At 68.1% G+C, this 426-nt stretch carries 1 protein-coding gene; it reads left to right on the forward strand.

What is annotated here, in order from left to right:
• Nucleotides 1-426 (forward strand): DEAD/DEAH box helicase (locus tag EXE42_RS17030; protein WP_137707067.1); only part of this gene is annotated, 426 nt, incomplete at both ends.

Raw genomic sequence — 426 nt, forward strand, 5'->3', positions numbered from 1 at the left:
GACCCCGACCTCACGAAGTACGACGAGGTCTCCGCGAACGTCGACGACATCTCGCCGGTGCGGACCGAGGACTTGGACCTCCATCCGGATCTTTCCGCGCACCTCCAGGGCCGGTTCGAGGAGCTGCTTCCGGTCCAGAGCCTCTCGGTGCGGAACGGGCTCTTGGACGGCGACGACCAGCTGGTCGTGAGCGCGACCGCGACGGGGAAGACCCTCGTCGGCGAGCTGACCGGGATCGACCGCGCGCTGAAGGGCGACGGGAAGCTGCTCTTCCTCGTGCCGCTCGTCGCGCTCGCGAACCAGAAGCACGAGGACTTCGAGGACCGCTACGGCGACCTCCTCGACGTGTCGATCCGCGTCGGGTCCTCGCGGGTGAACGACGACGGCAACCGCTTCGACCCGAACGCGGACGTTATCGTCGGCACC

This window comes from Halorubrum sp. SP3, from assembly GCF_005435195.1.
In the GTDB taxonomy this organism is placed as follows: domain Archaea; phylum Halobacteriota; class Halobacteria; order Halobacteriales; family Haloferacaceae; genus Halorubrum; species Halorubrum sodomense.